The sequence below is a fragment of the Flavobacterium sp. GNP008 genome (genome assembly GCF_056428965.1).
Genome location: NZ_JBWJVL010000002.1, coordinates 542,328 through 568,723 on the forward strand (window position 1 = coordinate 542,328; position 26,396 = coordinate 568,723).

A 26,396-nucleotide genomic window follows, 5' to 3' on the forward strand; every position below is an offset into this window, starting at 1 on the left:
AAAGGTTTCCCAAACTAATCCGCCTAATTTTGTAAGTTTACCTTCAGAAAATCAGAAGAAAATTACTTTGAAAAAGAAAGCCTTATTTAATTGGAGCAGCGGAAAAGATTCTGCTTTAGCCTTATACAAAACCCTACAAAATCCTGAAATTGATATTGCCTGCTTGCTGACCAGTGTCAACCAGCAATACCAACGTATTTCGATGCACGGTGTCCGGGTTGAATTATTGGAACAGCAAGCCGAAAGCATTGGATTACCGCTTGAAATCATGCAAATTCCCGAAATGCCAACGATGGAAGTCTACGAAAATGTGATGCGCGAAACATTGGCTACACTAAAAAACCAAGGCGTCACCCTCTCTATTTTTGGTGATATCTTTCTCGAAGATTTACGTAAATACCGGGAGGATAAATTAGCCGAAATAGGTTTCGAAGGCGTTTTTCCACTTTGGAAAATCCCAACTCACGAGATCATTCAAGAATTCATAACTTTAGGTTTTAAAACAATTGTGGTTTGTGTCAACGAACGATTTTTGGATAAAAGTTTCGTTGGTCGCGTTATCGATCAAGATTTCATCAACGATTTACCTGAAAATGTAGATGTTTGTGGCGAAAATGGTGAATTCCATACCTTCACATTTGACGGTCCCATTTTCTCAAAACCCATAGATTTTGAAATTGGTGAAATCGTGTACCGAAAATATGAAAAACCAGAAAAAGAAGATTCGTCCGATACCGCTTGCGACACGAGTGCTTCTGATGCGTTTGATTTTGGGTTTTGGTATTGTGATTTGGTTGGGAAATAATTTAAACAAAAAACTCCGAAGTCATAAGACAACGGAGTTCCATTTTTATAGAATCTGAAAGAAATTGCTAATCTAAACTTGGCACAACGAAAGTATCCAACACACTTTTTTCATTCATAAGTGCTTCAATTTCATTTGATTTTCTTGGTGCTTCCGCAGATAAATTTACGGGTCCATTTGTGGTAATCAAAATATCATCTTCGATTCGTACCGCAATTCCCCACCATTTTTTATCACAATCACTTCCGATAGGAATGTAAATTCCTGGCTCTACAGTAACAACCATATCGGCTTCAAAAGCATTATACAAACCTGGATCGTGAACATCTAAACCAATGTGATGCGAAGTTCCGTGCGGGAAATATTTACGGGATTCTTGTTCTGTTTTAACAATTCCTAGTTTCACTAAACCGACGCTGATTATTTTGCGAGCCGCCGCATCGGGCGCATTGAAACTATTTCCAATTTTTGCAGCAGCAATTCCTGCTTCTTGAGCTTCATAAACCAAATCATAAATAAGTTTTTGCTCTGTAGAAAATTTTCCGTTAGCAGGAATTGTTCGGGTTACATCGGCAGTATAGCCATGATATTCAGCACCTAAATCCATTAGAACCAAATCATTTTCGACTTTCATTTTACTATTTTCAATATAATGCAATACACAACCATTGTTTCCAGCGCCTACGATTGACGGATAACCTTCAAACTCGCTGCCGTACTTTTTATAGACAAATTCGTGAATTCCCTGTATTTCCGTTTCAGACATTCCTGGATGCATCGCTTTCATGATTTCACGTTGCCCCATTGCCGATATCCGTACCGCTTTAGTCAACAAAACCAACTCTTCTTTGGATTTTTTCTCCCGCAAACTCGCCATATACGTCAAAATCGATTTGGTATTTATAGTGGCCTTTTTTGAAGTGATGCTTTTTTTAGCATTAATTTCGTTTTGCACATTCGAATCCATTTGAGATTTCACTTTTTCATTATAGCCAATTTGGGATTTAAAGGCGCCAATTAACTTGTATAAATCGGCTTTTTCATTTTTCGAATTTCGAGTATCTTCTTCAAATTCCTTAAAGAAAACAGTATCAAAACTGGCATAATCAATCCCTGAATTTAAAAACGTAGCTCCATTCAAAGCATTTTCAAAACCCAACTCTTTTTTAGCGCCTTCCGTTCCTAAACGCACTCCTGTCCATTGCTCCGCTCTTGGATTCTTTTCCTGAACGTACAACAATTCATTGAATGACTTTCCGTCTTTATTGGTTTGATTGTTCGAAAAAATTACCAGAACTGAATTCGGCTCTTTATATCCTGTTAAATAATAAAAATCCGGATCTTGATGGTAGATAAAATCCACATCATTAGCTCGATTCCGAATGGGATTACCAAAAAATACCGCCACACTATTCTCAGGCATTTTAGCACGTAAAGCTTCTCTGCGCTCTTTATGGAATTGAGCCGATAAATAATCGTTTGGATTTCCGTTTTGTGCTATGGTAACACAGACAAAAAAGACAGTAAAAACAAAAGAAAGTTTTAAATTCATGGCGCTAAAATATTAGAGTTTTGCAAAATAAAGACGAGGTTTTGAATGAATGAATTGATAGGTAAATATAATTTTTTTGTGCGTATCAATTACTATTTTTATTGAAAGATCCTTCTTTTATCCGTTTAAAAATAGAAAAAGAGCACCAAAAGTTTTTCAACTTCTGAGTACTCTTCAGCAAAAGTGCTTCATCATTCTAAAATTAACCAAAACTAAACTTTATGAAAAATGTTTTTAATAAGCACTAATAATTTACTTTTTTATACTAGAATAGTAAAATGTTATATGCTATAGTTTTTAAACTTATAACATAGATGCTACTTCTTGCAAAAGGTTGCGTCAAATTATAATTATTTTTTTCTAAAGTGAAAAAGCCGCTAAAATTAACCCTGTTAAACGGTTTACAGTTGCTTCTAAATCAATGACCGCAGATTCACTGATTTTAAAAAATCTGCGAATCTGCGGCTTATTTTTTTACCCGTAAAGTACTTTGTTTATCTTTCCTCGTAGATTTTCAACAACTGCGTCACCGTATTCCAATTGCGGATTGTTGCAATAACATTCAGTTTTTTCTCGATGTATTTTTGGTCGAATCGAGTTTTTCCGGCTCCAACAGCGTATTTAATAAAAATTCTGCTCTCATCAATACTCGCTTCATCCGGCTTGAATTGGCTAATTTTCAAATCATTGATGCTGGTACTTTGCAACGTGGTAGAAATAAAAGCCACGTATAACTTCTTGCTGTCAATATCTTTTTCTTTCAAGAAAGGATTGTTTTTGAAACACGCTTCTAAATCTGCGGAACCAATAACCACAACAGGCACTTCATGACCAAAAACCTTGAAAATTTCCTGCTTGATTTGAAAACCAACTTTCGTAGGACTTTCTTCTTCTGTATCCACGAAAACATTTCCTGATTGAATGTAAGTTTGCACATTTTGAAAACCAATGGCTTCCAAAGTCGTTTTTAGTGCCTCCATTTTTATCATGTTGTGACCGGAAACATTGATACTGCGAAGCAATGTGAGATGAGTTGTCATTATTATACTTTTTATATTCTGCGAAGATATTGTGTTTGGAGCAGAATTTAGCGTTTTAGTTTTAATAGTTAAATTTACTAAAGGTAATTGGTTCGAAACTAAAAAAGTTATTTACCAAAAAACTATAAACCTAAAAATTATGATATTTAGATAATAATTACTTGTTGTTTGGAATTGTATTTAATAAAAATAAGTAATTATTCAAATAACTAATGATGATATAAATAAATTAAGGGGTTTTTCTATTTTTAATAAAAAAAAACAATATACTGATATCCAAAACTGTTGTCAACAATCTTTTGAATTATATCAAATTTGAGTTGTAATTATATCAATAAAATTTCCTAATTTTTGAAAATCTCTATCATTTGTTACAATTTTATAACTATTTTGAGTCGCTAGTTGAGTAATATAAGAGTCATTAAAATCAACATTACCAAAATTATTAAGTAATATATCTGTATCGATATTATGAAAACTATCTGAGACTTTTATAAGATTTGGAATACTTAAAATACTTAATATTAGTTGTTTTATTGTTACAACAGAATTTAGATAATCATTAGTTCCTACAAAATCTCTTTTGAAATCTTGATTATTAAATCCGTTAGTTGTTGACCATTGTTTAAAATCATGCCTAAGTAGTACATTCGCAAATTCAGAGATTACCATAGATGTAATATAAATTGGCTTATCCCTTAAAATGAGTTCTTTTAAAAGGCTAGAATATGATGCTTGATCATTTCTTTGGTAATTTGAAACAGTTCCAAAAAGTAGAAGCCAAACATTAGTATCAAAAAAAAACTGATCTGTCATTTTTATTTGATATCCATTCAATTTAATTGTTGCCATAAATGGAATCATTTGTATTTTTCTCGAATCCGAGTTTATTTGCAAAATACTCTTTAGCCCTCTTGACAACTAATGCAAAGAGCGGCCTATCTTGTTCTTGTACATTGATTAATTTTAAATTTGTATTTAAAAAAATACTAGAATATTTATCATTGCTATATAACTGACCGATTGCTGAGTTTAAAAATGCAGTAGTCATAAGAGTGATCCCTTGAAAATCAAGAATTACCATTTCATTTTTCGAAAAATTATCATCCAATAATTCAAAAATAGTATTACCGTCTTCTGTTGTGACAGCAAAACTAGCATTTATAATATCCTTAATTAAAATTTGCATTTGATTGTATATTTAATATTTTACAAAGTTAAAAAATATTATCTAATTCTGGCACTTCATCTATAAAGCTGTAATGTTTATTTTCTGTTAAGTCAAATTCTAAGTTTGCAATCGTACCATCGAAACTAAAATTTAAATCTGTTTTACTGATTATACCCTCGCGTAATTCCCAATATCCATTTGAGGAAACAATTTGTACTTTACCTTTATTTAGATTAATAAATTCAAAAATTAGCCCCAAACCTAAACCTCCAGGTGTATTACCCACCTTTGTTGTATTTCCGGTTTCCATTGCCCAGTTAATACACTCAGATGAACTCATACCCTTATTCAAAAAATCATTTACATTATTCACAATCGTTTTTCCAGTATCTACAATTGTAATATGTAATTTTTTTCTAGTGGGATAGAATTGACCACATGTATGAATATTTTTACATTTACCATGTGTTCTTGCATTCTCGAACAATTCATAAATATTTCGCTTTATTTCATTTCCTAATCTTTCTGTATGTCTGGGAAATTCCTTATTATCGAGTAATTCACTTTGAATGTATTGATTATATAAATGAGGCTCTCCTTCTTTAAATTTTTTATAAGGAATTTGTGTGTTACTACTAAAAAGACTTCCAGAATTAATGCCATAATGAGGTAAAAACCCATTTCTAAAAAGAATATCATTTTTGCTTTTTAAATAGTCCGTATCTATAATTTGAACGATATTTTGTCTTTCTTCAAGATCTTCGATAATTGCGCCCAATATTGCAACTAAATTAGCTTCAAACCAAAATACATTTTTAAAGCTAATATGAATCATTTCATTTTTAAAGCTCGACAAATCATTATGAAAACGCAAGAGCAACTCATAACCATATACTTGCGAAGTTATTTTAGAAGGTATATAAATAATTTTCATTTTAATATTTGAAGGTGTGATATAATAATTTTGACTTATTTATACAAAAAAACATTAACTATTATTAAGTAGCAATATCAATCTTTCAAATATACAAATTTTCCTACTCCTTTCGTTAACAATCCCATTTCCAAATTTCCAAACAAAAAACTATCTTCGCTCCATCAAATTAAAAATCCGTTTTAATCTGCGTTTTTGTCATCTCGAGCGAAGTCGAGAGAAGCAAATCCGTTTCATCCGTGTCCAAAAAAATCTAAATGCAAAACCTCCTACTTACTCCCATCGAATACCTCAAAGGCGTTGGTCCCAATCGGGGCGAATTGTTGCGTAAGGAATTGGGAATTTATAAGTACGTGGATTTGGTTAATTTTTTTCCAAACAGATACATTGATAGAACGCGGTATTACAAGATTAATGAACTGCAAAACAATAGTGCCGAAGTTCAGATTATTGGTAAAATCACAAACATCAAAACCGTTGAATTTGGACGAAACCAAAAACGTTTAGTCGCTACTTTTGTGGATGATACGGGCCAAATGGAACTCGTTTGGTTTCAAGGTCACAAATGGATTCGGGAGAGTTTAAAGCTTAATGAAATTTGCGTGATTTTTGGGAAATGTACCTCTTTTGGGAATGCTTTCAATATGGCGCATCCGGAAATTGAATTGATGAACGAGCACGAGCAAAGTCTACGTTCGGCGATGCAACCCGTGTACCCTTCGACAGAAACCTTGACGAATCGTGGGATTTCAAACCGGGTGATTAACAAACTGATGCAGCAATTGTTTCTGGAAACACAAGCGTTATTCACGGAAACCTTGCCGGATTATTTGATTAACGAACTGAAGCTGATTCCTAAAAAAGCAGCTTTATTCAACATTCATTTTCCAAAAAGCGCTGATGTTTTGGCGAAAGCCAAATTCCGATTAATATTCGAAGAACTGTTCTTTATTCAGTTGCAATTAATCACGAAAAATCTCATTCGGAAACATAAGATAAAAGGACATCCGTTTGCCACTGTGGGCGAAAATTTCAATGATTTTTACCAGAATCATTTGCCTTTTCAATTGACTAATGCCCAAAAAAGAGTGATCAAAGAAATCCGAACGGACATGGGCAGCAACGCCCAAATGAACCGTTTGCTGCAAGGCGATGTAGGTTCCGGGAAAACCATTGTGGCTTTTATGAGCATGCTTTTGGCACTTGATAATGGCTTCCAAGCGTGCTTGATGGCACCTACGGAAATCTTGGCGAATCAGCATTTTATTGGTTTATCTGAATTGGCCGAAACGTTAAACATCAATATCAGAATCCTAACAGGTTCTACCAAAATAGCGCAACGCAGAATTATCCATGAAGAACTGGAAAACGGTACATTACACATTCTTATCGGAACACATGCTTTACTGGAAGACAAGGTTAAATTTAAGAATTTAGGACTGGCCGTGATTGATGAACAACACCGTTTTGGCGTAGAACAACGCTCTAAATTGTGGAAGAAAAATGTGATTCCGCCACACGTTTTGGTGATGACCGCCACGCCTATTCCACGAACTTTGGCGATGAGTTTGTATGGCGATTTAGACATTTCGGTGATTGACGAATTGCCTCCGGGACGAAAACCCATTCAGACCGTTCATCGTTTTGACAGCAACCGATTGAAGGTTTGGAAATTTCTGCGGGACGAAATTGCTTTGGGTCGCCAAATCTATATTGTGTATCCGCTGATTCAGGAATCGGAAAAAATGGATTTCAAGGATTTAATGGACGGTTACGAAAGTGTTTCCAGAGATTTTCCGTTGCCGCAATATTCCATTTCAATCCTTCACGGAAAAATGAAACCGGCGGATAAAGATGCCGAAATGAAACGCTTCTCGGAAGGAAAAACAAATCTTATGGTCGCCACAACGGTAATTGAAGTTGGTGTGAATGTTCCGAACGCCAGTGTAATGATTATAGAAAGTGCGGAACGTTTTGGATTGTCACAGCTGCATCAGCTTCGCGGTCGTGTGGGTCGTGGTGCGGAACAAAGTTATTGCATCCTGATGACCAGTCACAAACTGAGTTCGGACAGTAAAACCCGAATGGAAACAATGGTGCAAACCAATGATGGTTTTGAAATTGCCGAAGTGGATTTAAAATTACGGGGACCGGGGGATTTAATGGGAACCCAACAAAGCGGTGTGCTTAATCTTCAAATTGCTGATTTGGTTCGGGATAGAGATACCTTGGCATTAGCCAGAAATTACGCTTTACACTTACTCAAGGAAGATGCGGGCATGCAAAAACCGGAGCATGCAGCTTTGAGAACCGTTTTTATTGAAATGACCAAAAAGAAAAATATTTGGAATTATATAAGTTAAACTAATAGTTACTATATTTTTCTTTTTAGTAAAAGTCTCTTGAATTTATTTTAAGTAAAATCGCATATTTTTTATACTTTGGATTAAACCATTTTACATTTTTACAGTCATAGAAAATTACAAAACGAATTTTATTGCATTTAATTAAAATGTAATATTATGTTATTATTAATAGTTGTATGTACAAACGTTAAATAAAAATTAACAATTCGTCAATTACCATTCCTAAATATTAGATTTGCATTTAACTAAAATTATTGATACCTAATCCTACTTTATAAAATAACTATGAAAATAAAACACCTTGTTTATGCCTTGTTAACGATCGGAATAATTGGATTTATTGTTTATCGAATCTCAGAGAACAAAAGTAAAAACGGAGATCCAAATGATCTTAAAGGAAAAGATAAACAAATGAACGTAAGCGGTATTGTAGTTAAATACCAAACATTTGATAATAATTTATCCCTTTCAGGTTCTATAGAAGCCAATGAGCAAGTAGAAATTCGAAGTGAAGTTTCAGGAATAGTAGAAGGAATTTATTTTCAGGAAGGTAGTGCTGTCATTAAAGGACAAGTACTTTTTAAAGTCAATGATTTAGAATTAAGAGCACAATTGAGACAAACTTCCACCAGAGAAGGATTGGCTTCCGAAAACGAAAGACGAGCCAAATTATTACTTCAAAAAGAAGCCATTAGTCAGGAAGAATACGATTTAGCACGTGCTGATTTAAAATCGGCACAAGCCCAAAGTCAGTTGATCAAAGCACAAATTGCAAAAACATCAGTACGAGCACCATTCTCTGGAAAAATTGGTTTGCGTTCTATTTCGCCGGGTACTTACATAACGCCAACAGTATTAGTTGCTAAATTAGTGAATGTTGGGAAATTAAAAATTACGTTTTCAATCCCAGAAAAATATGCCAATCAAGTTAAAAAAAATACAACAATAACTTTTAAAATTGCCGGCTCTGATAAAAAATATACTGCTAATGTGTATGCTATTGATCCAGAGATTGCAGTTAGTACCCGAACATTACAAGTACGTGCCATTGCGGATAATAAAGATGGCAAATTATTACCTGGAACTTTTGCTGATGTAGAAATGCCATTAGATATTATACAAGATGCTATTGTAGTGCCTACAGAAGCAATTATTCCGGTACAAAACGGGAAAAAAGTTTTTATTTCCAGTAATGGTCAAGCCAAAGAAATAATGATAGAAACGGCTACGAGAACAGACGCATCAATTTTAGTGCTTTCTGGTTTAAAAGCAGGTGATACCGTTATTACCAGTGGTGTGATGTCATTAAAAAATGAAACTCCTGTCAAAGTTACTATAAAATAATTTTAATTGTGAGTTGTGAATTATGAGTTTTCACTAGAAAATTTAATAATCATAACTTAAAATTCATAATTCAAAAAAAAAATGAGTTTATCAACCACAAGTATTAGAAGGCCCGTACTGACTATCGTTATCAATCTAGCCATTGTGTTGTTTGGAATAATAGGATACACTTTTCTAGGCGTTCGTGAATTCCCCTCAATTGATCCGGCTCAAGTTTCTATACGTACCAACTACGCAGGTGCTAATTCTGATATTATTGAGTCCCAAATTACTGAACCCTTAGAGAAAGCAATCAATTCTATTGACGGGATTAGAAATGTGACTTCTTCTAGTGCGCAAGGAAGCAGCAATATTACTATCGAATTTAATTTAGATAAAAACCTGGAAGATGCAGCCAATGATGTTCGAGATAAAGTATCACAAGCTGTAAGAAACCTTCCGCAGGATATTGATTCACCGCCTGTAGTTTCAAAGGCGGATGCCAATGGAGAGGCGATTATTTCGATGACCGTTCAAAGTGATACCAGAAGCGCATTAGAATTAAGTGATTATGCCGAAAACGTAATTTCCCAAAGATTAGAAACGATTCCAGGCGTAAGTGGTGTTCAGATTTGGGGACAAAAAAGATATGCCATGCGATTGTGGATTGATCCTGTAAAGCTGGCTTCGTATGGTTGCACCGTTTCAGAAGTAAGAGACGCTTTGAACCAGCAAAATGTCGAATTACCTTCTGGAAAACTGACTGGAAAAAACACAGAATTAACGGTAAAGACTGTTGGGAATTTATCCACTGCCGAAGAGTTCAACAATATAATCATCCGTACCGATGGGGAAAAAGTAGTTCGTTTTAGTGATGTGGGTACCGCCACATTAGGACCTGAAAATTTAGAAACCAAAATGACTCAATCCGGCACACCTCTTGTTGGTGTTGCCATTGTTCCACTTCCGGGAGCAAATTACCTGGATATTTCTAAAGAATTTTACACTGTTTTCGAAGCTTTAAAAAAAGATTTACCCAAGGATATTAAATTAAACATTGCTATTGACAATACCATTTTTGTAAAAAAATCGGTTATCGAAGTAGCGGAAACACTAGGGATTTCAATTATTCTGGTAATCTTAATTATTTATCTTTTTTTCCGGGATTGGGCTATTGCTTTTAGACCTTTAATTGATATTCCCGTTTCATTGATTGCTACTTTCTTTATAATGTGGCTTTTTGGATTCTCCATTAATGTGTTGACTTTGCTTGCTATTGTTTTGGCAACCGGGCTGGTCGTTGATGACGGAATTGTTGTCACCGAGAATATTTTCAAAAAAGTTGAGGAAGGAATGACACCGATTGAAGCGGCCATCAAAGGATCCAACGAAATCTTCTTTGCCGTAATATCCATTTCTGTAACCTTGGCAGCAGTATTTCTACCTGTAATTTTCCTTGAAGGATTTGTCGGGAGGCTATTTCGGGAATTTGGTGTCGTCATTGGCGCAGCCGTATTAATTTCTGCTTTTGTATCGTTGACATTAACCCCAATGTTGAATGCCTATTTAATGAAAGGTGGTGAACAAAAAAAATCGAAATTTTATATTAAAACGGAACCTTATTTTCAAAAATTAAATAAAGGGTATGCAAGTTCGCTGGCTCGTTTCATGAAAAAAAAGTGGTTCAGTTTCCCCATTCTTTTTGTTTGTTTTGGATTAATTTATCTTTTCTTTAATTTATTACAAAAAGAGACAGCTCCGTATGATGACCGAAGCGGATTTACGATGCGTATGACTACTCCCGAAGGCTCTTCGTATGAATACACGGATCGTTTAATGCAGGAAGTTTCAAAATTAGTAGATGATTCGATCCCGGGTAAAAAAGTCAGCTTAGTAATTACCTCACCCGGTTATGGTTCATCCTCTGTAAATAGTGGTTTCATACGAGTTTCATTAGTAGAACCAGGTGATAGAAAAGATTCCCAAAAAGAGATTGCAGAGAAATTAACCAAATGGACCAAGCAATATTCCGAAGCAAAAACATCTATAATTGAACAGCCGACAATTGCTGTAAACAGACGTGGTGGCTTACCGATACAGTATATTATTCAGGCCCCAAACTTTGAAAAACTACGAGAAAAAATTCCTTTGTTTATGGATGAAGCATCCAAAAATGAAACTTTTGCTGTTACAGATGTAAATCTAAAATTCAATAAACCCGAAATCAACGTCACAATTGATCGTGAAAAAGCGGAAAGTTTAGGGATTTCTGTGATTGATATTGCACAAACTTTACAGCTTTCGTTGAGTGGACAGCGTTTTGGTTATTTCATGATGAATGGAAAACAATATCAAGTAATTGGCCAATTTGACCAAAAAGACCGTTCAAAACCATTGGATTTGACCTCTATGTTTGTCAAAAACAATATGGGCCAATTGATTCAAATGGATAATGTTGTAAAAGTAGAAGAGCAAAGCAATCCGCCACAATTGTATCATAATAATAGATACATGTCTGCCACTATTTCAGCCGGTCTCGCTCCTGGAAAAAGTATCAGCGACGGTATTGAGGCAATGGATGATATAAAAGCCAAGGTACTTGATGATACATTTACAACCGATTTAGGAGGCGAATCCAGAGACTTTGTTGAAAGCAGTTCGAATACCGCTTTTGCATTTGGTCTAGCTTTACTGTTAATCTTTTTGATTCTGGCAGCCCAGTTTGAAAGTTTTATTGATCCGTTCATTATTATCCTGACTGTTCCTATGGCGGTAGCCGGTGCATTATTTTCCTTGTGGCTATTTGACCAAACTTGGAATATTTTTAGTCAAATTGGTACTGTTATGCTTATCGGTTTAGTAACCAAGAATGGGATTTTGATTGTCGAGTTTGCCAATCAGCTTCGGGAACAAGGAAAACCAAAATTAGAAGCCATCTTAGAAGCTTCGGAAGCAAGATTACGACCAATTTTAATGACCAGTTTAGCAATTTCATTAGGTGCATTGCCTATTGCAATGTCACTTGGTGCAGCTTCAACAAGTAGAATTGGGATGGGAGTTGTTATTGTAGGAGGAACAATCTTCTCATTGGTTTTAACATTGTTCGTTATCCCAGCTATGTATTTGATGTGGTCTAAAGCTAGAAAACATTATCCTGAATTTGATCATATTGAAGAATATGAAAAAGAAGTTAAATAATTTCTATACTTACATCTAATAATTTAAATGGAACTTAGCTGACGTCGATTATCTTTTTTTAATTTAAAAATTTAGAAAATCGTGACCAAAAAATATAATTATGAAGACTATTAAAATACTATTTCAAAGTTTTATATTACTCTTATTTTGTATCGTAAAAACGAATGCTCAAGAAGTTTTGACATTAGAAAATGCTGTAAAAATTGCATTGGAAAATAATTACGAAATAAAAATTGCCACTAATAATTTATCGATACAAAAAACAAACGTAGCAATAGGAAATGCAGGAATGCTACCTACTGTAACAGCTTCTGTTTTTGATAATAACAGCGTTCAAAATAGTTCTCAAACACGTCAGGACGGAACCCAAACTGAATTAGACAACGCTAAAAATAATAATTTAACGTATGGCGTTGGATTGGATTGGACTGTTTTTGACGGACTTAGAATGTTTGCCCGAATGGACCAATTGAAAGAACTACAAAAATTGGGTGAAGCACAATTAAAACTAACCGTAATCACAAGAATTAGCGATGTAAATGCGGCGTATTATGATCTAGTGCAACAACAACAACAATTAGCCGCTTTAGACACCACAATAGTCATTTCGAATCAACGGCTGAATTTGGCACAAAACAGATTTACCATTGGTAAAGCCTCTAAATTAGAAGTTTTAAATGCACAAGTAGATCTTAATACAGATCAGGTGGCATTACTACGACAGAAAGAATTATATGCTAACAGCAAAATTTTATTAAATCAATTGTTAGCCCGGGACGTAACCACTAATTTCAGAGTAATCGATGTTCTTGAAGTCGATGGACTGTTATTACTTCCGGAACTAACTGCTTTGGCGGAAAAGCAAAATCCACAATTAGAGGCCCAAATCATCAATAAAAGAGTCGCCGAATTAGAATTGAAACAAGTAAAAGCAGCCCGTTATCCAACCGTTAGGGTAAATACTGCCTATAATTTTTCAGAAAGTCAATCCAGTTTGGGTTTCGTTGCACAATCACAATCAAGAGGTTTTAATTATGGTTTTAGTGCTACATTGAATGTATTTGATGGTTTTTCTCAAAACCGAAATGAGAAAATCGCTAAGATTCAAATTCAGAATTCTAAACTGAATATAGAGCAACAAAATTTAGCTTTAAACTCCCAATTGGCTACTTCTTATCAAACGTATTTAACTAATTTAGAATTAATTTTTTTAGAAGAAAAAAATGAATTAATAGCCAAACAAAATCTCAGTATAACACTAGATAAGTTTAGAATTGGGACCATAACTACTTTAGAATTTAGAACGGCGCAATTGAATTATGTCAATGCTAAAGTGCGGTATAGTAATGCTCAATTTCAAGGAAAATTATCTGAAATTGCACTCCGAGAATTAGCTGGTAATCTTATTTTTTAATTTATTTTTGCTAAAAAAATATCTTAAATGGTTTCCTATAACACAAAAGACTGGTTTACTTTTATTTTTCGTTTTCATAAAGCGGATACCTTCCGAACCTTATTCCCAATAATGATTGCTATAGGTGCGTATTCCGGTATAGTAGGATATTTAGAAGTAGAATATTTGAAATTAGCTGACACCAGTTATATAAAAAACATTACCATAATGCATGGGATGTTAGGATTTGTGATATCATTACTATTAGTTTTCAGGACTAATACCGCTTATGATCGTTGGTGGGAAGGCAGAAAATTATGGGGTTCTTTAGTTAATAATAGTCGTAATTTTTCAATAAAATTATCCGCTATGTTACCCGAAGAAAAAGACCGCAAATATTTCAGAAAAATGATTCCTGGTTATGCATCTATCTTGCACAAACATTTGAATGACACTGATACAGGCAAACAATTGTTTGAAGATGTAGATTTAGAAATTGACCATCACAAGCACAAACCCAATCAAGTAGCAAAAATGCTATTTCAGAAGATTAATGATTTATATGATTCTAAAAAAATAACAGGGGACCAACTTATCATTTTGAACGACGAAGTCAAATCGTTTACCGATATTTGTGGTGCTTGCGAACGAATCAAAAACACGCCTATTCCCTACTCCTACAGCGCTTTTCTTAAAAAATTCATCTTCTTTTATGTAATGACTTTACCTTTTGGATACTCCTTTAGTTTGGGTTATTATGTAGTGCCAGTTGTTGTATTCATTTTTTATGTTTTGGCTAGTTTGGAATTAATTGCAGAGGAAATAGAAGATCCTTTTGGAAGCGATGCAAATGATTTACCAACACATAAAATTGCAGCGAATATCAAAAAACATGTGGAAGAATTAATTTAAGTTTTGTTAAACAGTGTTCTGGTTCTAATTATTTTCATTAAATTTAGATTTTGCCCATTTAAAGTTTAAAACTATGAATAGTACCCGCGCTTTTATAAACCCACCACATTTATCAAACGAGAAATCGTTAAAAACATTAGTAGAAAACAGAACCGTTTACTCTTTAAACCATTGTGAACTGAATCTTTTTGAAACATATGAATCTTCTACGTTAGTTCCTTTAAAATTTAATGATTTTGTGGTAACCAGCATGTTGCGTGGCAAAAAAATAATGCACCTCTTAGACGATCCAAGTTTTGTCTATTTACCAGGCGAAACCGTTGTCATACCATCAAACGTGCAAATGAAAATCGATTTTCCTGAAGCTTCAAAAAACAACCCGACACAGTGTTTGGCTTTGGCTATAGACCAAACTAAAATTACAGATACCTTAGATTTTTTGAATGAAAGATACCCAAAAGAAGGAAAAGACCAGTTCTGGCAATTGAATTTCAATAATTATTATTTTTACAATAATGTGGAATTCGCAACGACCATTAATAAACTGATCAAAGAATGCATGAGCACATTACTTACAAAAGATGCTTTGGCCGATTTGACTTTACAGGAATTATTGATTCGAATTATTCAGACACAAACTGCAAAAGCTATAGAGGATGGTTTATTTACCGATCCAAAAAATCCTATCACACAAGTAGTCGAATTCATTCGATTGAATTTGAAAGAAAATATTAGCATAAAACATTTGAGCGAGAAAGCGTGCATGAGTACTACTTCTTTCTATCGATTTTTCAAAAGAGAAATAGGCATGAGCCCAATAGAATTTGTGATTAGCGAAAAAATGAGATGTGCCAAACAATTACTAAAAAATCCTTCGATACAAATTAATGAGGTTGGGTATTTATCAGGATTTGAAAATTGTAATTACTTTATTCGTTTGTTTAAAAAACATGAAGGGATTACTCCTAAACAATATCAATTATTGTACGTAAACTAGATTATTCTATAAATGCAACGGGTTCAAGTGACAATTCTTCCTCTGGAGTAAAAATTCTATATTCGATTCGGAATGTTTTTTTCAATGGTGTTTCTAAGGAAAATCCTCCCGCTCCAAACGCATCTATTACACCCAAAGTAAAATGTGCATGTTTCCAATATTCAAATAAATCCTTATCTACCCAAAATTCAGTATTTTCAATTGTACCTATACATACGTCGCCCATTCTTTGATAAAACCCGCCTTTTTCAAAACATTGTGGTTGCGTTCCTTCACAACACCCTCCTGCTTGATAAAACATCAAATCACCATGTTTTTCCTTTAAAATAGTGATTAATTCTATTGCTTCTTCTGTGGCATCAATTCTTTTTATCATTTTTTTACTCTTTTTTTTGCAAAAATATTTTAAAATATGTTTATGGTTGGCCTATAAAATTACCGCTACTTTGCAGATTGATTATTATTTAAGAAACTCAATTTGTCGCAAAATCCGTATACCATTTTAATTGATTTCAATCAACTATATCCGTTTAAAAATAAACCTGACAAATCATACAATCTGTCAGGTTTGAAATTAACCCTTAATTTGTTATCAACTAAAAGAAACCTAATTTCTTTTTGTCATAAGAAATCAACATGTTTTTTGTCTGACGGTAGTGTCCAAGCATCATTTTATGGTTTTCTCGACCAATACCGGATTGTTTATAACCTCCAAAAGGAGCGCCTGCAGGATAAGAATGGTATTGATTAATCCAAACACGACCCGCTTGAATTGCTCTTGGAACCTGATATATTTCGTGTGCGTCACGGGTCCAAAGTCCTGCTCCTAAACCATACATTGTATCATTTGCGATAGCAATAGCTTCTTCGGTAGTTTTGAAAGTGGTCACCGCTAAAACTGGTCCGAAAATTTCTTCTTGAAAAATACGCATCTTATTGTGTCCTTTGAAAAGAGTAGGTTTGATATAATATCCTCCCGCTAAATTTCCTTCCAAATGATTTTCTTCCCCTCCAATTAATACTTCTGCACCTTCATCTTTTCCTAATTTAATGTAAGTTAGAATTTTTTCTTTTTGAACCAAAGATGCTTGGGCTCCCATCATAGTAGTTCTATCTAAAGGATTTCCTAATTTGATTGCCGCTGTTCTTTCGATTACTCGGGCAATAAATTTATCATAAATATCTTCGTGAACTAATAGTCTGGACGGACTCGTACATATTTCTCCTTGATTTAAAGCAAACATTACCGCTCCTTCTATAGCTTTATCAAAGAAATCATCATCAGCATCACCAACGGATTTCATGAAAATATTTGGAGATTTTCCTCCAAGTTCTAAAGTAACCGGAATAATATTTTCAGTAGCATATTGCATCACTAAACGACCTGTAGTTGTCGAACCTGTAAAAGCAGCTTTTGACACTTTTTTATTGGTTACTAAAGCTCTTCCAAGTTCTGCACCAAAACCATTAACAATATTGATAACTCCCGGAGGTAAAATATCGCCAATCAATTCCATCAAAACCAGAATGGAAATTGGCGTACTTTCTGCTGGTTTTAAAACAACGGTATTACCTGCTGCTAATGCTGGCGCAAGTTTCCAAACAGCCATTAAAATTGGGAAGTTCCAAGGTATAATTTGAGCAATTACGCCTAAAGGTTCGCTTAAAGCTATGGAAACAGTTTGCGAATCTAGTTCGGTGATAGAACTTTCCTCAGCGCGAATTACACCTGCAAAATATCTAAAGTGATCAATTGCCAAAGGCATATCCGCTGCCAACGTTTCACGAATGGCTTTTCCGTTGTCAATAGTCTCCACAGTTGCAAGATATTCCAGATTATCTTCTATCACCTGAGCAATTTTATTTAATAAGTTACTGCGTTCTGATACAGATGTTTTTCCCCATGTCTGAAAAGCTTCATAGGCAGCATCAACAGCCAAATCTAAATCTGCTTTGGTGGAATGTGCGGCTCTTGTAAACACTTTTCCGTCTATGGGAGAAACTACGTCAAAATATTGCCCGCCTATGGGCGCAACAAATTTGCCCCCTATATAATTATCATATGTTGCCTTAAAATCAGGTCTTTTTACCACGTTATCCATGTCGTTATCTATTTATGTTTTATCAAATATACCTTCATCCATATCATTCGAATAGCACAATTCATTCAACTAGTAGCATTAAATTTTCATATTTGTTTTTTTAACCTAATTTTATTATTTATTTCATATTTATTTATGATTTATATCAGCTATTTGTTATTTAAAATACTTACATGATACATTAAATCAGTTATAAAAAACCAAAAAAATTGTTTTTTACTCCAAACTGCAATCCTTATATTTGCAACCGAGACCGAAGGTCGAACTGACGAAGTAATCGCATTAAAATTTAAAGATGAAAATATCTTACAACTGGTTAAAACAATTCATTAAAATAGACTGGAACTCCGAAGAAACAGCAGCATTGCTAACTGATTTAGGTCTGGAAGTAGAAATTGTTGACAAATACCAATCAATAAAAGGTGGATTAGAAGGCATTGTTGTGGGACATGTTCTAACCTGTATTCAACATCCGGATGCTGACAGATTAAAAATAACTACAGTAGATTTAGGAAATGGTGTTCCTGTTCAGATTGTTTGCGGTGCCAATAATGTTGCTGCTGGACAAAAAGTACCTGTTGCTACGATTGGGACTACATTATACGACGCAGCAGGAGTTGCTTTTTCAATCAAAAAAGGAAAAATACGCGGACAGGAAAGCCACGGAATGATTTGTGCTGAAGATGAATTAGGTCTTGGTGAAAACCATGACGGAATTATGATATTGGACGAAGCATTACTACCTGGAACTCCTGCAGCAACGGTTTTCAAAATTGAAAATGACGAGGTTTTTGAAATTGGCTTAACACCCAATCGTGCCGATGCTATGAGTCATCTTGGAACTGCACGCGATTTAAGAGCGGGAATGTTACAAAGTGGTGTTAATGTAGAATTAATTACACCTTCAGTAAGTAATTTCAGAGTCGACAAAAGAACTTTGAAAATTGATATTGATGTTAAAGAACCTAAACTTGCCCCTAGATATTGCGGCGTTACTATTTCTGGACTTACTATAAAACCATCTCCAGCTTGGCTGCAAAACCGATTGAAAGCAATTGGAATAAATCCAAAAAACAATATTGTCGATGTAACAAATTATGTTTTACACGAATTAGGTCAACCATTACATGCTTTTGACGCTTCAAAAATTAACGGTAAAATAGTAGTTCAAACGCTTCCTGCCGGAACAAAATTTACTACGCTTGATGATATTGAAAGAACCTTACACGAGGAAGATTTAATGATTTGTGACGAAAAAGGACCTTTATGTATTGCAGGTGTTTTTGGCGGAAAAAAATCAGGAGTCTCTGAAAATACGAATTCAATTTTCTTAGAAAGTGCTTACTTCAATCCGGTAAGCATTCGTAAAACGGCTAAGAGACATCAACTAAATACTGATGCTTCTTTTAGATTTGAAAGAGGAATTGACCCAACCATCACGGAATATGCATTAAAGCGTGCTGCCTTATTGATTCAAGAAGTAGCAGGAGGAGAAATAACTTCGGATGTTATAAATGTGTACCCGAAAAAAATTGAAGACTTTTCGGTGTTTTTAAACTTCAGTAAAGTGGCTAAAATTATTGGCCAAGAATTACCCAAGGATACCATAAAGAAAATATTAGTTTCATTAGATATCAAAGTAAACAGCGTTTCCGATGCGGGACTTGGATTGACCATTCCGTGTTACCGTGTTGATGTACAAAGAGAAATAGACGTTATTGAAGAAATACTGAGAGTTTACGGATACAACAACATTAATTTTTCAAAAAAACTAAATGCTACAGTCTCCAACTCACCAAGAAACGAAGATTATAAAATACAAAATACGATTGCCACACAATTAAACTCTCAGGGATTTAATGAAATGATGGCCAATTCGTTGACTACTGCTTCTTATGTTGCCCTTTCGGAAGAATTGGATGCATCGCATAATGTAACCATGCTAAATCCTTTAAGTGCTGATTTAGCAACAATGCGTCAGTCTTTATTGTTTTCCGGATTAGAAGCGGTATCATATAATATCAATCGTAAAAATCCAGATTTAAAATTATTCGAATTTGGGAAAACATACCATAATTATCTTGCAGGCTATGAGGAGAAAAAGCATTTAAGTTTATTCCTTACAGGAAATAGAAATCAGGAAAGCTGGACCAATACTCAAAAACCTTCGGATTTCTTTTTATTCAAAGGATATGTAACAGGAATATTATCAAGATTGGGCATTCAAAAAACACAGCATTTGCCTGTAGTCTCAGATATTTTTTCTGAAGGAATCGCTATTAGCGTTGGAACCGAAGTACTGGTAGAATTAGGAGTAGTTAAAAAATCAATATTAAAACATTTTGGAATTAAACAAGAAGTGTTTTATGCTGATTTTAATTGGACTTTGATTCTTAAATTGATTTCAACTAAAATAAAATATACCGATATTGCAAAATATCCAGAAGTACGTAGAGATTTAGCGTTGTTAATTGATCAAAATGTAAGCTACGAAAGTATCTTTAATATTGCTCGTCAGACAGAAAAAACACTTTTAAAAGACATTAATTTATTTGATGTTTATGAAGGGAAAAATCTTCCAGAAGGCAAAAAATCATATGCGTTGAGTTTTACGATTCAAGACAATTCAAAAACGCTGACAGATACTCAAATTGATAAAATTATGAGCAAACTGCAAAAGAATTTTGAAACTGAACTTGACGCTAGTTTAAGATAAATTTTGGTTTTATAAATTAAAAAATCCAGATTCTAAAATTAGAATCTGGATTTTTTTTAAACTTTTTTTTGAATTTATTTTTTAAATAGTATACATTTTGGTTCTTAATTCCTGAACTTTTTCATCGTCAAGGTAATCGTCAAATGTCATGTAGCGATCAATTGCTCCGTTAGGAGTCAATTCAATAACTCTATTAGCAACAGTTTGAGAAAATTCATGATCATGTGTGGTAAAAATAACCGATCCTTTGAAGTTTTTCAAAGAGTTATTAAAAGCTGTAATAGATTCTAAATCTAGGTGATTCGTTGGTTCATCAAGCATTAATACATTCGCTCGTTCCATCATCATTCGAGACAACATACAACGCACTTTTTCTCCTCCAGATAGCACTCGACAGGTTTTTAAAGCCTCTTCGCCGGAGAAAATCATTTTCCCAAGAAAACTACGAATATTTACCTCATCACGCTCTTCTTCGGTCTTTACCCATTGACGCAACCAGTCTACAAGAGAATAATCGCTCTCAAAAAACGAATGATTTTCTACTGGCAAATACGCTTGGTTAGTTGTAACTCCCCAATCATAACGTCCAGAATCCGCTTTTTGATTTCCGTTTAATATTTCATAAAAAGCAGTTGTAGCTCGAGAATCTTTCGAGAAAAGAACAATTTTATCCCCTTTAGCCATATTTAAATCTACTCCTTTAAACAGGACGTCACCTTCAATTGAAGCACTTAAATTTTGTACATTCAAGATTTGATCTCCTGCTTCACGTTCTTGATCAAAAATAATCGCAGGGTAACGACGACTTGATGGTTTTATCTCCGAAATATTAAGTTTACTAATCATTTTTTTACGAGAAGTAGCTTGTTTTGACTTGGCCACATTCGCAGAAAACCGACGAATAAATTCTTCTAATTCCTGTTTCTTTTCTTCGGCTTTTTTATTTTGTTGGGCACGCTGTTTTGCAGCTAATTGGCTTGATTCATACCAAAAAGTATAATTTCCGGAATAATGATTTATTTTACTGAAATCAATATCCGAAATATGGGTACAAACGGAATCTAAAAAGTGTCTGTCGTGAGATACTACAATTACTGTATTTTCATAGTTCGCCAAGAAATTTTCTAACCACGCTATGGTTTCAAAATCCAAATCATTGGTAGGCTCATCCATTATAAGTAAATCAGGATTTCCAAAAAGCGCTTGTGCCAAAAGAACACGAACTTTTATCTTTCCTTCCAAATCTCCCATCAACATATAATGATACTCCTCTGTAATACCTAGATTTGATAACATCGATGCAGCATCAGAATCAGCATTCCATCCATTCATTTCTTCAAATTGCACTTGCAACTCCCCTATCCTGTCTGCATTTGAATCATTGTAATCTAAGTACAAAGCATCCATTTCTTTTTTGATAGCATACAAACTTTTGTTTCCCATCATAACGGTTTCAAGAACCGTACTTTCGTCAAACATATTATGGTTTTGGTTTAAAACCGACATACGCTTTCCTGGTTCCAAATGAATATGTCCCGAAGTAGGATCCATTTCACCGGCAATAATTTTAAGAAAAGTAGATTTTCCAGCGCCATTGGCTCCGATAACGCCATAGATATTACCGTGTGTAAAGGTAGTATTTACTTCGTCAAACAAAATTCGTTTGCCAAACTGAACTGATAAATTATTTACTGTTAACATGAATATTTATTTTATAAAATTTTTGCAAAAATACGAAAAAAAATACTGATTTATTGAATTCCAAAAAAACACATTTTCAATAGGTGCATTTTAATGAATATTAAAATAATTTTAAAAAAAAACCTGACACAAAAGTCAGGATTTGAAAATTACTAATGAAAAAAAATCTTAATTTTTGTGTTTACAGCAATTTTTTTAAACTCGCATACACTGTTAATTCTACATCAGCAGCACTTCGCGTATTGCATTTCTCTAATAAATCAACCAATACCGTTGGATTTATTTTTTGCTTTTTATCCATTACAAGTAAAAGCTGCTGGGATAAATCACTTAAACTTTTTGACAAAGGTAAAAGTGGTTGTACCAGCGGAGCATTTGCACTCAAAGTAATTAAATCCACATTCATGGCAATCCACTTCTTAAAAAAATCAGTTACTAGTACTTTATTTTCCTTACTTTTATTCGCTAAATACGCACTTACAGCAACATTAAAATCTAGTGCTTCCAAGGCATCTGCATTGCAAGCATCCGCAAATAAGGTTAATGGAGAATGCATCCGGTATTTCTTTCCGCCACCATTGCGTTTATAATTTTTCAATGGTTCACAAAGGTTCGAAAAATTATTCAATACACGCGTATCTTGATTGTTACTGATGTTTCTCAGAATCACTTCTTTGTTTCTAATATGAGAAATTCCAAGTTCTTCTAATCTAAATGAAATTGTTTTCAATCTTTTGCGCATGCTGTTCATGTCCTTCACCTCCTCATTAGACCAAAGTCGCTCCGCAATTGCGGCAGTTCGTGGCCAAATTCTGGAATCAATATTTAATGGTGTCACCAGTTCACTCCACATGGCCGCTTCGCCTCCTAAAACCCTTGTTTTTTCCTGGGGAGTAAGGATAATAGTTTTGGGTATGGGATCATTCAAATAATGACTTTCGACTCCAAGCATTAAATCAATATAATACCCATTGGACAAAACAGTATTGTACCCACTTTTAGCAGCTTTGATTAATGCTCCTCCAGCGGTTTGTCCTTCATTAGTTCCTCTCCAAGCATGAATTATAGCGTCTTTAGACATGTTTTCAGTCATTATTTCTTCCCAACCCATCAATTTTTTATTGTGTTTTTTGAGCATTGGAATTAACTTCATATTAAAATAAGTCTGCAAATCATGGTTGTTGACTAAATTATTTTCATTTTTAAATTTCTGGATAGCAGGATTTGCATTCCATTCTTTTCCATTATTCTCGTCACCACCGATATGAAAATAATTACTTGGAAATAACGGACAAACTTCATCAAAAATCGAGTTTAAAATTTCATATGTTTTTGCATTGGTAGGGTCTAAAGTTGCATTGAAAATTCCTGAATTTCTTTGGACTTCATACGTGATTTTTCCTTCTCCTACTTTACTTCCTATTTCCGGATAAGCAGTTAGCAACGCCGATGCGTGTCCAGGAACATCTATTTCAGGAATGACTAGAATCCCTCTTTCATCCGCATACTGTACAATATTTTTGATTTCTTCCTGAGTATAAAAATTTCCATCTGAGGCTAATTCCGTCAATTTCGGATGGTTTTTCATTTCAATTCGCCATCCTTGATCGTCCGCTAAATGCCAATGAAAAACATTCATTTTCATTGAAGCCATGGCATCCAAATTTCTTTTAATAACATCTACCGGCTGGAAATGTCGGGCCGCATCAATCATCAATCCTCTCCACGTAAATCTTGGCGAATCAAGAATCTCAACCGTCGGGAAATAATATGACGTACTGTTATTTTGTAGCAATTGCAATAGAGTCTCCAAACCATGCAAAGCCCCTAAATCGCTTGTGGCATTAATTATTATTTTATTGGAAAGGATAGTTAGTTGATAACTTTCATCCTCGTTAATCTCTATTTTTCCGTAACGAACACAATTTATTTGCAATTCGGCTTCGGGTTTTTCATTGACTTTTGTCAAAAAGCTTTGCTCCAAAAACAACCCCGTCCTGCCATCCAATCTTCGTAGGAAGTTGGTTGCGCCTATAAAAATTCTTGGATTTGGATTTCCGGTAATATTTACTTTAAAATTTTTGGTTAAAGCGAAAGTACCACTAGTCAAATTTATACTTTGCGGCCAAGGCATCAGGTTTAATTGCTCATTGGTAATTTGCGCATTCGAAACAAAACTTCCCAATAATAGGATTAAAAAGTATTTCATAATGTATAGGTATTCAAAGTGTTTTTAATAGTCAAAACGTTTAAATGCTTCAATAGCCTCGTATTCAGCCAACCCTAAATCGTCATACAATTTTGCTGTATGCTTGTTTCGGTCTTCTGCACGCACCCAAAATTCTCGAGAATCATTGCCTTGAAACATCACACGATCTTTTTGAGATTGATGGTATAAAATAGCGTGTCTTTTTAGCATTACTTCTTCTGGACTTAACGGGACCGCCATATCTATTTCATGAATTCCCCATTCATGCCAAGCACCGCGATACAACCACAGCCAGCAATCATTCATAAACGATTGTGGTTTTAACGCTGCCATAGCAGCAAAAACAGCATTGAGACAAACCTCATGTGTTCCATGTGGATCAGCAAGATCACCAGCGGCAAAAACCTGATGGGGCTTTATTTTTTCTATAATTGCTTTTACAATAGCAATATCCTCCGCTTGTATTGGGTTTTTCTTTATTTGTCCAGTCTCATAAAAAGGCATATCCAGAAAATGAATATTTGTTTCTTTTAACCCAATGTACCGAACGGCTGCATATGATTCACGCCGTCTGATAAGTCCTTTAAGTTTTCGAACCTCAAGAGAATCCATTTGGTTTTCTGACTTGTTGTTCAAAAAATCGACAGCCGATTTAAAGTTTGTTTTAGTGGCATCAGTACCCACAAAATCAGCACATACTTCCGCAAACTTTAATGCTTCTTCATCCGTAACCGCTATATTTCCAGATGTTTGATACACGACATGAATATCGTGTCCTTGTCGTATTAATTTAGAAAAAGTACCGCCCATAGAAATAACATCATCATCCGGATGCGGACTAAAAAGGATGATTCTCTTCTTGGCAGGATTCGCCCTTTCGGGTCTGTTGGTATCATCGGTATTAGGCTTTCCTCCTGGCCATCCAGTAATAGTATGTTGCAATACATTGAACATGTTTATATTTAAATCGTAAGCTGAACCTTCTAAAGCCAAAAGATCAGACATCCCATTATTATTATAATCCCTATCCGTAAGTTTTAGTATGGAGCGGTTTGTTTTTAAACACAACCAAACAATCGCTTTACATTTTAGTTCCAAAGTCCAATCACAGTCTTGAACGAGCCACGGTGTTTTAAATCGGGCTAGTTCGGAAGCCGCCGATTGATCTAAAACAAAAGTGGTATTAGTATGGTTTTGCAAAAATGTTGCTGGGGTTTCAGGGCTGATTTCTCCTTGAATGGTTGTTTTTATCACTTCTGCTTTATTCTGACCCCATGCCATCAAAACAATTCTTTTGGATGTAAGAATAGTAGAAATACCCATCGTAATGGCTCTTTTGGGGACGTTTTCGATTCTATTAAAATCAGAAGAAGCATCAACCCTGGTAATGTGATCTAAAGTAATTATTCGGGTTCCTGAATTGATATGAGAACCTGGCTCATTAAAACCTACGTGACCCGTCCTACCAATTCCTAACAATTGAAAATCAAGTCCACCTACCTTTTTTATTTTATTTTCATATTCAATACAATATTGTTTGAGCGTATCTATTGGTACAGTTCCATCAGGAATATTTATATTTTCAGGTTTAATATCAATATGATTGAACAAATGCTCGTGCATAAAATAATGATAGCTGTGGTGGTTTTCTTTTTTCATTGGATAGTATTCATCCAAATTAAAAGTGACTACATTACTAAAACTAAGTCCGTCTTCTTGATGCATCCGAACCAATTCTTCGTATACCTTTATTGGTGACGAACCTGTTGCTAGACCTAGAATACACGATTTGTTTTCAGACTGTTTGAAAAGAATCAATTGTGCAATTTCTTGAGCAACTATTAAAGACGCTTCTGAAGCATTTTTGAAAATTTCATTGTGAATTTTTTCAAATCTTGTTTCCTCAAATTTGCCGGCACTTTCATAACTGATGTCTGGTACATTTTCTAAAGCACTTTTCATAGGATGTTTTTTTAT

Annotated in this window: 18 protein-coding genes; 8 read left to right on the plus strand and 10 right to left on the minus strand. The window is 34.5% G+C overall.

Annotation, left to right across the window (positions count from 1 at the left end; translation table 11 throughout):
- Window positions 1-67 precede the first annotated feature (67 nt).
- On the plus strand, window positions 68-805 hold the full coding sequence (locus AC0608_RS08750; protein WP_478288794.1) for a Dph6-related ATP pyrophosphatase: 738 nt from the start codon (window positions 68-70) through the stop codon (window positions 803-805).
- Between the two features lie 67 nt (window positions 806-872).
- Here the strand turns inward: AC0608_RS08750 and AC0608_RS08755 are convergent, their stop codons facing one another.
- The 5 genes from AC0608_RS08755 to AC0608_RS08775 all read right to left on the minus strand — a co-directional run bounded on the left by AC0608_RS08755 (window position 873) and on the right by AC0608_RS08775 (window position 5,502).
- Complete coding sequence (locus AC0608_RS08755) at window positions 873-2,357, minus strand: aminopeptidase P N-terminal domain-containing protein (RefSeq protein WP_478288795.1); 1,485 nt, start codon at window positions 2,355-2,357, stop codon at window positions 873-875.
- 494 nt (window positions 2,358-2,851) lie between these two features.
- Entirely contained in the window at window positions 2,852-3,397 is a 546-nt protein-coding gene (locus AC0608_RS08760; RefSeq protein WP_478288796.1) for a DUF1697 domain-containing protein, read from the minus strand.
- 309 nt (window positions 3,398-3,706) lie between these two features.
- Window positions 3,707-4,249: a PIN domain-containing protein gene (locus AC0608_RS08765; RefSeq protein ID WP_478288797.1), complete on the minus strand. Its 543-nt coding sequence runs from the start codon at window positions 4,247-4,249 to the stop codon at window positions 3,707-3,709.
- Window positions 4,236-4,586, minus strand: a complete 351-nt coding sequence (locus tag AC0608_RS08770) for an STAS-like domain-containing protein (RefSeq protein ID WP_478288798.1) — start codon at window positions 4,584-4,586, stop codon at window positions 4,236-4,238. Before AC0608_RS08770 ends, AC0608_RS08765 begins: the two co-directional genes overlap by 14 nt.
- Window positions 4,587-4,614: 28 nt before the next feature.
- Complete coding sequence (locus tag AC0608_RS08775; RefSeq protein ID WP_478288799.1) at window positions 4,615-5,502, minus strand: hypothetical protein; 888 nt, start codon at window positions 5,500-5,502, stop codon at window positions 4,615-4,617.
- 257 nt (window positions 5,503-5,759) lie between these two features.
- Between AC0608_RS08775 and recG the strand changes: the two genes are divergently transcribed.
- The 6 genes from recG to AC0608_RS08805 all read left to right on the plus strand — a co-directional run bounded on the left by recG (window position 5,760) and on the right by AC0608_RS08805 (window position 15,691).
- Window positions 5,760-7,865, plus strand: a complete 2,106-nt coding sequence (gene recG / locus AC0608_RS08780) for an ATP-dependent DNA helicase RecG (RefSeq protein ID WP_478288800.1) — start codon at window positions 5,760-5,762, stop codon at window positions 7,863-7,865.
- Window positions 7,866-8,153: 288 nt separating this feature from the next.
- A complete protein-coding gene (locus AC0608_RS08785) occupies window positions 8,154-9,212 on the plus strand; it encodes an efflux RND transporter periplasmic adaptor subunit (RefSeq protein WP_478288801.1) in 1,059 nt (352 codons plus the stop codon).
- A gap of 81 nt (window positions 9,213-9,293) precedes the next feature.
- The gene (locus tag AC0608_RS08790) at window positions 9,294-12,389 is read left to right on the plus strand and encodes an efflux RND transporter permease subunit (RefSeq protein WP_478288802.1); all 3,096 of its coding nucleotides are present in this window, start codon (window positions 9,294-9,296) and stop codon (window positions 12,387-12,389) included.
- Between the two features lie 100 nt (window positions 12,390-12,489).
- Entirely contained in the window at window positions 12,490-13,803 is a 1,314-nt protein-coding gene (locus tag AC0608_RS08795; protein WP_417989971.1) for a TolC family protein, read from the plus strand.
- A gap of 27 nt (window positions 13,804-13,830) precedes the next feature.
- Complete coding sequence (locus tag AC0608_RS08800; protein ID WP_417960112.1) at window positions 13,831-14,694, plus strand: bestrophin family protein; 864 nt, start codon at window positions 13,831-13,833, stop codon at window positions 14,692-14,694.
- Window positions 14,695-14,767: 73 nt separating this feature from the next.
- Window positions 14,768-15,691, plus strand: coding sequence for an AraC family transcriptional regulator (locus tag AC0608_RS08805; protein WP_478288803.1), 924 nt, complete (start codon window positions 14,768-14,770; stop codon window positions 15,689-15,691).
- 1 nt (window position 15,692) lies between these two features.
- On the opposite strand, the gene AC0608_RS08810 is transcribed toward AC0608_RS08805, so the two are convergent.
- Together AC0608_RS08810 and AC0608_RS08815 are read right to left on the minus strand one after the other, a co-directional pair.
- A complete protein-coding gene (locus tag AC0608_RS08810; RefSeq protein WP_417989969.1) occupies window positions 15,693-16,067 on the minus strand; it encodes a DUF779 domain-containing protein in 375 nt (124 codons plus the stop codon).
- A gap of 220 nt (window positions 16,068-16,287) precedes the next feature.
- Window positions 16,288-17,793, minus strand: a complete 1,506-nt coding sequence (locus AC0608_RS08815) for an aldehyde dehydrogenase family protein (RefSeq protein ID WP_478288804.1) — start codon at window positions 17,791-17,793, stop codon at window positions 16,288-16,290.
- A gap of 295 nt (window positions 17,794-18,088) precedes the next feature.
- On the opposite strand from AC0608_RS08815, the gene pheT reads away from it, so the two are divergent.
- Window positions 18,089-20,509, plus strand: a complete 2,421-nt coding sequence (gene pheT, locus AC0608_RS08820) for a phenylalanine--tRNA ligase subunit beta (RefSeq protein ID WP_478288805.1) — start codon at window positions 18,089-18,091, stop codon at window positions 20,507-20,509.
- An 81-nt stretch (window positions 20,510-20,590) separates the two neighbouring features.
- Here the strand turns inward: pheT and AC0608_RS08825 are convergent, their stop codons facing one another.
- The 3 genes from AC0608_RS08825 to nagB form a co-directional block, all read right to left on the minus strand.
- On the minus strand, window positions 20,591-22,210 hold the full coding sequence (locus tag AC0608_RS08825) for an ABC-F family ATP-binding cassette domain-containing protein (RefSeq protein ID WP_478288806.1): 1,620 nt from the start codon (window positions 22,208-22,210) through the stop codon (window positions 20,591-20,593).
- 181 nt (window positions 22,211-22,391) lie between these two features.
- Window positions 22,392-24,419: a beta-N-acetylhexosaminidase gene (locus tag AC0608_RS08830; RefSeq protein ID WP_478288807.1), complete on the minus strand. Its 2,028-nt coding sequence runs from the start codon at window positions 24,417-24,419 to the stop codon at window positions 22,392-22,394.
- Between the two features lie 24 nt (window positions 24,420-24,443).
- Window positions 24,444-26,381, minus strand: a complete 1,938-nt coding sequence (nagB, locus tag AC0608_RS08835) for a glucosamine-6-phosphate deaminase (RefSeq protein ID WP_478288808.1) — start codon at window positions 26,379-26,381, stop codon at window positions 24,444-24,446.
- Window positions 26,382-26,396 lie beyond the last annotated feature (15 nt).